8 protein-coding genes are annotated in these 8,218 nt (G+C 70.1%); 2 read left to right on the forward strand and 6 right to left on the reverse strand.

The features are described 5' to 3' along the window. Window positions 1–344, reverse strand: a 344-nt coding sequence (locus P409_RS19505; RefSeq protein ID WP_034841910.1) for a hypothetical protein, incomplete at its 3' end; no start/stop codon positions are given. 154 nt (window positions 345–498) lie between these two features. Between P409_RS19505 and trmFO the strand changes: the two genes are divergently transcribed. Then, window positions 499–1,884 carry a methylenetetrahydrofolate--tRNA-(uracil(54)-C(5))-methyltransferase (FADH(2)-oxidizing) TrmFO gene (trmFO, locus tag P409_RS19510; protein WP_034841914.1) on the forward strand — a complete coding sequence of 462 codons (1,386 nt, stop codon included), beginning with the start codon at window positions 499–501 and terminating at the stop codon, window positions 1,882–1,884. Between the two features lie 9 nt (window positions 1,885–1,893). Here the strand turns inward: trmFO and P409_RS19515 are convergent, their stop codons facing one another. The 4 genes from P409_RS19515 to P409_RS19530 form a co-directional block, all read right to left on the reverse strand. Further along, complete coding sequence (locus tag P409_RS19515) at window positions 1,894–2,310, reverse strand: cupin domain-containing protein (RefSeq protein ID WP_034841919.1); 417 nt, start codon at window positions 2,308–2,310, stop codon at window positions 1,894–1,896. A 31-nt stretch (window positions 2,311–2,341) separates the two neighbouring features. Next, the gene (locus tag P409_RS19520; RefSeq protein ID WP_034841924.1) at window positions 2,342–3,094 is read right to left on the reverse strand and encodes an SDR family oxidoreductase; all 753 of its coding nucleotides are present in this window, start codon (window positions 3,092–3,094) and stop codon (window positions 2,342–2,344) included. Between the two features lie 189 nt (window positions 3,095–3,283). Continuing rightward, window positions 3,284–4,201, reverse strand: a complete 918-nt coding sequence (ppk2, locus tag P409_RS19525; RefSeq protein ID WP_034841927.1) for a polyphosphate kinase 2 — start codon at window positions 4,199–4,201, stop codon at window positions 3,284–3,286. A gap of 123 nt (window positions 4,202–4,324) precedes the next feature. Next, window positions 4,325–5,398: an aldo/keto reductase gene (locus P409_RS19530; protein WP_034841931.1), complete on the reverse strand. Its 1,074-nt coding sequence runs from the start codon at window positions 5,396–5,398 to the stop codon at window positions 4,325–4,327. 96 nt (window positions 5,399–5,494) lie between these two features. Here P409_RS19530 and P409_RS19535 point away from each other — a divergent pair, with 96 nt between their 5' ends. Then, complete coding sequence (locus tag P409_RS19535) at window positions 5,495–6,409, forward strand: LysR family transcriptional regulator (protein ID WP_034841936.1); 915 nt, start codon at window positions 5,495–5,497, stop codon at window positions 6,407–6,409. Here P409_RS19535 and P409_RS19540 read toward each other — a convergent pair. Continuing rightward, window positions 6,393–8,042, reverse strand: a complete 1,650-nt coding sequence (locus P409_RS19540) for an OPT/YSL family transporter (RefSeq protein ID WP_052120966.1) — start codon at window positions 8,040–8,042, stop codon at window positions 6,393–6,395. The genes P409_RS19535 and P409_RS19540 overlap by 17 nt on opposite strands. Window positions 8,043–8,218: the final 176 nt, after the last annotated feature.

Consider the following 8,218-nt stretch of genomic DNA (forward strand, 5'->3'; position numbering starts at 1 on the left):
GGCGGCACGGACTGGGCCGGCGGGGTCTGCTGCGCGGGAGCGGCCACGGCACAGTCGGCCGTGTCCGTCCCCGCCGAGCAGAGGCCGGAGCCCTTGCCGGGCTCGTCGCAGCTGCCGTCGAAGGCGAAGCGGCAGGAATTCGCCGGATCGGCCTTGGCGTCCGGCCGGCAGTCGGCGCTGTCGGTGCCGGGGGCGCAGGTGCCGTTGGCCTCGTCGCATTCGCCGTCATGGGCGAAGATGCAGGAGTTGTTGGCGCCGGTGGCCGGCGCGTCCTGCGCCATCGCGGCGGCGGGAGGAAGCGCCAGCACCGTCGCCGCCAGCAGCCAGGCCCATCTCGACGCCATGCGATGTCCCTCCCCATCCATGCGCACACTGTCCTAGATACATGCTGCAGCGTGGCATGACAAAGGCGCCGGATCCCGCCCGCCCCGTTGCCTGCCCGTTGCCTGGACGAAACGATCGGCGTATCAGTCTCGCCCTTCGCAGGAGATCGGTTCGATGAGCACGCGCCCCGCCACCCCTGGCCCAGTCCACGTCATCGGCGCCGGCCTCGCCGGCAGCGAGGCCGCCTGGCAGCTCGTCTCCGCCGGCGTGCCGGTGGTGCTGCACGAGATGCGCCCGGTGCGCGGCACCGAGGCGCACCAGACCGACGGCTTCGCCGAGCTGGTCTGCTCCAACTCCTTCCGCTCCGACGACGCGATGTACAACGCGGTCGGCCTGCTGCACGAGGAGATGCGGCGCTGCGGATCGGTGATCCTGCGCCATGCCGACGCCCACAAGGTGCCGGCCGGCGGCGCGCTGGCGGTCGACCGCGACGGCTTTTCCGCCGGCGTCACCGCCGAACTGGCGAACCACCCGCTGGTGACGGTGGAGCGCGGCGAGGTCGCCGGCCTGCCGCCCGAGGCCTGGGACAGCGTCATCATCGCCACCGGCCCCCTCACCTCCCCTTCCCTGGCCGAGGCGGTGCGCGGCCTGACCGGCGAGGCCGAGCTGGCCTTCTTCGACGCCATCGCGCCGATCATCCATCGCGAGTCGATCGACTTCGACACCGCCTGGTTCCAGTCCCGCTACGACAAGCCCGGCCCCGGCGGCACCGGGAAGGACTACATCAACTGCCCGATGTCGAAGGAGGAGTACGAGGCCTTCATCCGCGAGCTGCTGGCCGCGCCAAAGACCGAGTTCAAGGACTGGGAGAAGGACACGCCCTATTTCGACGGCTGCCTGCCGATCGAGGTGATGGCGGAGCGCGGGCCGGACACGCTGCGCTGGGGCCCGATGAAGCCGGTCGGCCTGACCAACCCGCACAGCGACCGCCGGCCCTGGGCCGTAGTGCAGCTGCGCCAGGACAACGCGCTGGGCACGCTGTTCAACATGGTCGGCTTCCAGACCAAGATGAAATACGCCGAGCAGGTGCGGGTGTTCCGCATGATCCCGGGGCTGCAGAACGCCGAGTTCGCGCGGCTGGGCGGGCTGCACCGCAACACCTTCATCAACAGCCCGCGGGTGCTGGACCCGGCGCTGCGGCTGAAGGCGATGCCGCGGCTGCGCTTCGCCGGCCAGGTCACCGGCGTCGAAGGCTATGTCGAAAGTGCGGCGATCGGCCTGCTGGCCGGGCGGATGGCGGCGGCGGAACGGCTGGGCCAAGCCATCGTGCCGCCACCCGTCACCACCGCGCTGGGCGCCCTGCTGAGCCACATCACCGGCGGCGGCGATTCCGAGACCTTCCAGCCGATGAACGTCAATTTCGGCCTGTTCCCGCCGCCGGAGATCCCGGAGCGGCAGCCGGGCCAGAAGAAGGTCAAGGGCCGCGACCGCAAGAGCCTGTACAGCGAGCGGGCCCTGGCCGACCTGGACCTCTGGCTCGGCCGGCGCGAAGCCGCCTGATCTTCCGGCCTATTTCAGGTCCGGCGTCACCAGCACCGTCTCGTCGGTGTTGACGACGAACACCGCGAGCAGCTTCGCGGGCTCGGTCTCGCTGGCATTGGCGCTGACGGCGTGGTGGTCGCCGGGCATCTCGGTGAAGTTCTCGCCGGCCTTGAAGGTGCGCACCGGCCCCTGGTTGATCTGCATCTTGACGGCGCCTTCCAGCACCGTGGCGTAGATCAGCGCCGACCGGGGGTGGGTGTGCGCGGGCGAGAAGCCGCCCGGACCGTATTCGACCAGGACGCCCTTCACGCTCTTCCCGGGTACGTCCGGCAGGGCGTGCTCATAGACCAGCGTGACCCGGGCATTCTTGGAGCCTGAGGCCTCGGCGAAGGCCGGGCCGGTGGAGGCGGCGACGAGCAGGGCCGCGAGGATGGCGTGCTTCATGGAGGAATGTCCTTGATCGGCGGTGTCGAGGTCAGGCGGGGCGATGGTCGCGCAGCCAGGCGTCGAGCGTGATGCGCCCGATCCGGGCTTCGCCGAGCGGCACCAGCGAGGTCTCCGCGACCGTGCCGCCGAAGTAGCGGGCCGCATCATCCCTGACGACGGGCCGGGGGTCGCCCATGGCCTTGAGATAACGGGCGATGATGCGGTCGAAGGGCGCCCGGTCGGGGCCGGCGATGTCGAAGCTGCCGCCATACGGCGGCGCGGCCGCGGCCTCGGCCACCATCGCGGCGACATCCTCGGCGGCGATGGGCTGGAACAGGCCGCCCGGGAGGCGGACCGTCCCGTCCACGACGCCGGAATCGGCGATGGCGCCGAGGAACTCCATGAACTGGGTGGCGCGCACGATGGTGTAGGGCACGCCGGACGCCTTGATCAGCGTCTCCTGCGCCACCTTGGCCTGGAAATAGCCGTTGTCCGGCATCCGGTCGGTGCCGACGATCGACAGCGCCACATGATGGCGGATGCCGGCCTTGCGTTCGGCGGAGAGGAGATTGTGGCCCGCCGTCTCGAAGAAGGCGAGCACCGCCTTGGGCTCGAAAGAGGGCGAGTTGGCGACGTCGACCACCACCTCGGCGCCAGCCAGGGCCTGGGCCAGCCCCTCCCCGGTCAGGGTGTTGACGCCCGTGCTCGGGGAGGCGGCGAGGACGTCGTGCCCCGATGCGCGCAGGAGGGCGACGACGCGGGACCCGATCAGTCCGCTGCCGCCGATGACGACGATCTTCATGGCTTCACCTCTCACCGATGACAGGCCACTCGCCGGTGCCTGACTGTGAGGGGAAGGATCGCGGAAACCGGGCTGTCCCGGCAATCGTGCCGACCGACAATCCCGCACATCGAAGGATAGGTCATCCTCGCCCTCGGCATAGGTCGCCGGGCGTCCCGGGCGCGGGGCCGCCGCGCCCGGCTGCGGCCCTCAGTAGCGCTGGGGCACGTAGAGCTCGGCCGGCAGCGTCCGGCGCTCGTAATGGGGATCGAACACCCGCTCCGGCAGCGCGATCTCCTCGTGCGGCACCTCCTCATAAGGGACGATGGAGAGCAGGTGCGAGATGCAGTTCAGCCGCGCCCGCTTCTTGTCGTTGCCTTCCACGATGTGCCAGGGCGCCTCGGGGATGCTGGTGCGCTCGAACATCGCCTCCTTGGCCTTGGTGTACTGCTCCCAGCGCACGCGGGACTGCAGGTCCATCGGCGAGAGCTTCCACTGCTTGATCGGGTCGTGGATGCGCATCAGGAAGCGCAGCTGCTGCTCCTCGTCGGTGATCGAGAACCAATACTTCACCAGGATGATGCCGGAGCGCACCAGCATGCGCTCGAACTCCGGCACATCGCGGAAGAAGTCCTCGACTTGGCCTTCGCTGGCGAAGCCCATGACCCGTTCGACGCCGGCGCGGTTGTACCAGCTGCGGTCGAACAGCACGATCTCGCCGGCGGCCGGCAGATGCGGCACGTACCGCTGGAAGTACCACTGCGTCTTTTCGCGGTCGGACGGGGCCGGCAGCGCCACCACCCGGCAGGTGCGGGGATTGACGCGCTGGGTGATGCGCTTGATGGCGCCGCCCTTGCCGGCGCTGTCGCGGCCCTCGAACAGCACCACCATCTTGAGGCCCTTGTGGCGGACCCAGTCCTGCAGCTTCACCAGTTCGCCCTGCATCCGCAGCAGCTCGCTGAAATAGGTGTGGCGGTCGAGGGTGTTCTTCTGCCGCTTCTCGAGCAGGGCGCGCAGCTCGGGCGGGACGCGGGCGTCATCGACCGCCTGCTCGAGCTCCTCGTCCATGTCGTCCTCGAGCTCGATCTCGAGCCAGCTGCGGGTCCCGGTGTCTTTCAGCTCAGTCATGTGCTGCCTCCTGGTGCACACACCGTGTACCCGGAAGCTTATGCAGTTTGGTGACAGCAGTCGCGGGCCAGCCGCACCCGGCGAGTTTTGTCCAGCCTCGCCGGGCCGCCAGACGAGGATCGGCTATGCCCGCGGCGCGATGCGGACGCCGCCGAACATGACGTTGCGGGTCAGCGGCCGGGCCAGGAACTCGTGCGGGAAGCCGGGCTCGATCGCGCTCGCCGCCTCCAGCCGCGCCCGCTGCCCGTCCGACAGCACCACGTCGAGCGCGCCGAGATTGTCCTCCAGCTGCGCCACGGTGCGCGCACCGATGATCGGCGCGGTCACCGCCGGGTTCAGCAGGGTCCAGGCGATGGCCACCTGCGCCGGAGTCTTGCCGATCTCCGCCGCCACCGCCTTCACCTCCTCGGCGATGGCGAGGCCGCGCTCGGTCAGGGCGCCGTTGCCGGCGGCGACGTTCTTGCGCGTGCCCGAGGCCGCCGCCGTGCCGCCGCCGATCTCGAGATCCGCCCGGCCGTACTTGCCGGTCAGCACGCCGCTGGCCAGCGGCGACCACGGGATGACGCCGAGGCCGAGCTCCCGCGCCATCGGGATCAGGTCGCGCTCCACCGTCCGCTCGATCAGGCTGTACTCGATCTGCAGCGCGATCAGCGGCGACCAGCCGCGCAGATCGGCGATGGTCTGCATCCGCGCCACCTGCCAGGCCGGAGCGTCGGAGATCGCGACATACAGCACCTTGCCGGCGCGGACCACGTCGTCCATGGCGCGCAGGATCTCCTCGACCGGGGTCGTGAAGTCCCAGGCATGGAGGTAGAGCAGGTCGATATAGTCGGTCCGCATCCGCTGCAGGCTGCTCTCGACCGACCGGACCAGGCTCTTGCGGTGGTTGCCGCCGGCGTTCGGGTCGCCCTGGCGCAGCGGCAGCGTGTATTTGGTGGCGATCACCAGCCGGTCGCGCCGGTCGGCCGCGACCTTGCCGACGAGGCGCTCGGAGGTGCCCTCGGTGTACTGGTTGGCGGTGTCGATGAAGTTGCCGCCGCGGTCGACATAGGCGTCGACGATCCGGCGCACCTCCGCCTCGTCGGCGCCCCAGCCCCAGTCGGTGCCGAAGGTCATGGCGCCGAGGGCGAGCGGCGAGACCCGCAGGCCGGAACGGCCGAGCAGGCGATAATGGTCCAGGGACAGGGTATCGCTCATCGTCATCTCCCAAGAGGGTGACCCGGAAGATGGCGCGCTGACATTCGTGCAAGAAGTCGGCATTATCCGCATGGGCTGTTAAGGGAAGGGTGCACAATGCGGGGCAGCGACTATGCCGAGCTGCGGGCCTTCGCCGCGGTCGCCGAGCATGGCAGCTTCGCCCGCGCCGCCGCGCAGCTGGGCCTGTCGCGATCGGCGCTGAGCCAGACCATCCGCGGGCTGGAGGAGCGGCTGGGCCTGCGGCTCTTGAACCGCACCACCCGCAGCGTGGCGCCGAGCGAGGCCGGGACCCGGCTTCTCGCCGGGCTGCTGCCGGCCCTGGCCGATCTCGACGCCGCAGTCGCCCGGGCCCAGGCCCTGCGCAATACCCCCGCCGGCGTGCTGCGCCTCAATGCCTCGCGCATCGCCGCCATCCATCGCCTGGCGCCGCTGATCGCTCCGTTCCAGCAGGCCTATCCGGACATCGCCCTCGACATCGTGGTCGAGGACCGGCTGGTCGACATCGTCGCCGAGCGCTTCGACGCCGGCATCCGGCTGGGCGAGATGGTCGAGCGCGATATGGTGGCCGTGAAGCTTGGCGGCGAACTCGAATTGATGGTCGTGGCCGCCCCCTCCTATATCGAGCGCTTCGGCACGCCCGCGACGCCGCGCGATCTGCGGCACCATCGCTGCGTCAACTTCCGCTGGCCGACCGACGGCAGCCTCTACCGCTGGGAGTTCGAGCGCGGTGCGGAGAAGCTGGAGGTGGCGGTGGAAGGGCCGCTCACGGTGACCGAGCCGGAGGTGGCGATCCGGGCGGTGCTGGACGGCGTCGGCATCGGCTACCTGTTCGACCTGCAGATCCGGCCGCTGGTCGAGGCCGGCCGGATGGTGCGGATGCTCGAGGACTGGACCCCGCCCTTCCCCGGCTTCTATCTCTACTACCCCAGCCGCCGGCAGATGCCGCCGCCGCTGCGCGCCTTCATAGACTTCGTGCAGCGGCGGCAGATTGCGGCTAGCGCCGGCCGGTGAACGGCTTGGCCACGGAGTCGAAGAAGCTGAACAGGGCGTCGCCGGCGATCACCCCGGCGGCGACCACCTCCATCTCGCTGCGTCCCTCCTCGCCGCGCCAGCGGGTCCAGAAGGCACGGATGACGATGCCGGCCAGCACCGCCCAACCGGCCAGCGGGGCCAGCAGCAGCAGGCCGGTGGCAAACAGGATGCCCATCTGCCGCTTCGACCCGCCCAGCCATTGCACCAGCGCCCCGGGGATCGCCCACAGAGCCAGCGACCGCGCCACCTCCGGCGCCACGCCGGCGCCGATCGTGGCGGCGTAGACCCGGTCGACCGGCGGCAGCATGTCCTGGGCGAAATAGGCCTCCCAGGAGAAGAAGACGACGACGATCGCCACCAGGAAGGCAACCATCGCGGCCAGCAGCTGCTGCCGCCGGCCGTCGCGCTCGAACTCCGGGTCGGCGCCGTTGCCGCGCAGGATGTGACCGGCCTTCAGGTCGTAGCCCATATCGGCGAAGGCCGGGCCGGTGGCGGCGGAGAAGGCGACCAGCAGCGCCAGCGCCGTCGGCGGGAATCCGATCAGCATGCCGATGATCAGGGTGATCAGCGCGACCGCAAAGGCCGGGAACCAGCCGGAATGCATCGCCGCCAGGCCGACGATGAGCTCATGCACGAAGGCGGCGAAGGCGGCATAGATCACGAAAGCGACCAGCATGCCCCAGGACAGATCGGCCCACAGCCCGCCGGCCACGGCGATCAGCATGGCCAGCGCGATGTAGCCGGCGGTACCGAGGCCGAGCGCCCGCCGCAGCGCCGCGTCGGACTGCGTGCGATTGCCGCTGTCGGCCTCGCGCCGCAGGAGGGTCGAGGCGACCTGCAGCAGCGCCACCAGCCCGGCGCCGATCATCACGCCGTGCGGGATATAGGCCTTCATCATGTCGCCGCCGGGGATGATCCCGGCGAAGGCCTCGCCGCCGAACAGCGGCCCCGAATAGCCGCGCAGCAGCAGGCCGATGCCGAACATCGCCAGCGCCCAGATGTTGCCGATGAAGGCGATGCCGAAAGCCGACATCGGGATCTTGAAGAAGGAGCCGACGGCGCCGATGGCGACGCCGACGCCCAGCAGCACCGCCTTGCGGCCGCCCTCGTCGCCGGCCTTGATCGCCTCCGCCGCGGCCACGCCGGGCGGCCAAGCGCCGGTGGCCGGGAACACCTTGGTGTCGAACATCCGGTAGAGGAGATAGGCGTCGAGCAGCATCGCCAGGGCGACGCCGGCGAACATCGGCAGCACCAGGTCCGGCCGTCCCAGCGCATAGGGAATGCCGATCGGCAGCAAAAGGCTGTTGGCGGCGCCGAAGGTGGCGCCGGAGATGGCGCTCTGCGCCAGGTTCTGGACGTGGATCGAGCGGTAGCGGGCGAACAGCCCCAGCGGGATGCGCGCCAGCACCATGGCCGCCAGGGCGCCGATCAGCGAGGTGTTCGCCGACACGCCGAGGCTGACCAGGATCTGCATGCCGATGATGGCGCCGAACACGCAGAGCAGGATGATCAGGGCCAGCGTCGCCGGCTCGAACACGCTGGGATGCCGGCGGCGGGTGGCTCCGCCGGCCGTGGGTGCCGCGGTCGGGTCCGCGGTCAGATCGTGCTGCATGAAACCTCCTGGATGGGCCGCTTGGCCGCGGCCTTGGATCTGGTGATGCGGGTCTTGGGCGTGCCCTTAGAACGTGATGGCTTCAGGTCGGATCACGCCGGTGTACCCCCGGCCGAAGAACGGCAGGATGTCGAGCACCTTCGCGTTTGCCTCTCCCGCAAGCGGGAGAGGCAAAC

The organism is Inquilinus limosus MP06 (genome assembly GCF_000767795.1).
GTDB lineage: Bacteria > Pseudomonadota > Alphaproteobacteria > DSM-16000 > Inquilinaceae > Inquilinus > Inquilinus limosus_E.

What these genes read in the sequence shown, in the direction of transcription:
- P409_RS19535 (WP_034841936.1), top strand. Translation starts at nt 5,495, where the DNA reads ATGCGGGGCAGCGACTATGCCGAGCTGCGGGCCTTCGCCGCGGTCGCC.
- P409_RS19520 (WP_034841924.1), bottom strand. Translation starts at nt 3,094, where the DNA reads ATGAAGATCGTCGTCATCGGCGGCAGCGGACTGATCGGGTCCCGCGTC.
- P409_RS19515 (WP_034841919.1), bottom strand. Translation starts at nt 2,310, where the DNA reads ATGAAGCACGCCATCCTCGCGGCCCTGCTCGTCGCCGCCTCCACCGGC.
- ppk2 (WP_034841927.1), bottom strand. Translation starts at nt 4,201, where the DNA reads ATGACTGAGCTGAAAGACACCGGGACCCGCAGCTGGCTCGAGATCGAG.
- trmFO (WP_034841914.1), top strand. Translation starts at nt 499, where the DNA reads ATGAGCACGCGCCCCGCCACCCCTGGCCCAGTCCACGTCATCGGCGCC.
- P409_RS19530 (WP_034841931.1), bottom strand. Translation starts at nt 5,398, where the DNA reads ATGAGCGATACCCTGTCCCTGGACCATTATCGCCTGCTCGGCCGTTCC.
- P409_RS19540 (WP_052120966.1), bottom strand. Translation starts at nt 8,042, where the DNA reads ATGCAGCACGATCTGACCGCGGACCCGACCGCGGCACCCACGGCCGGC.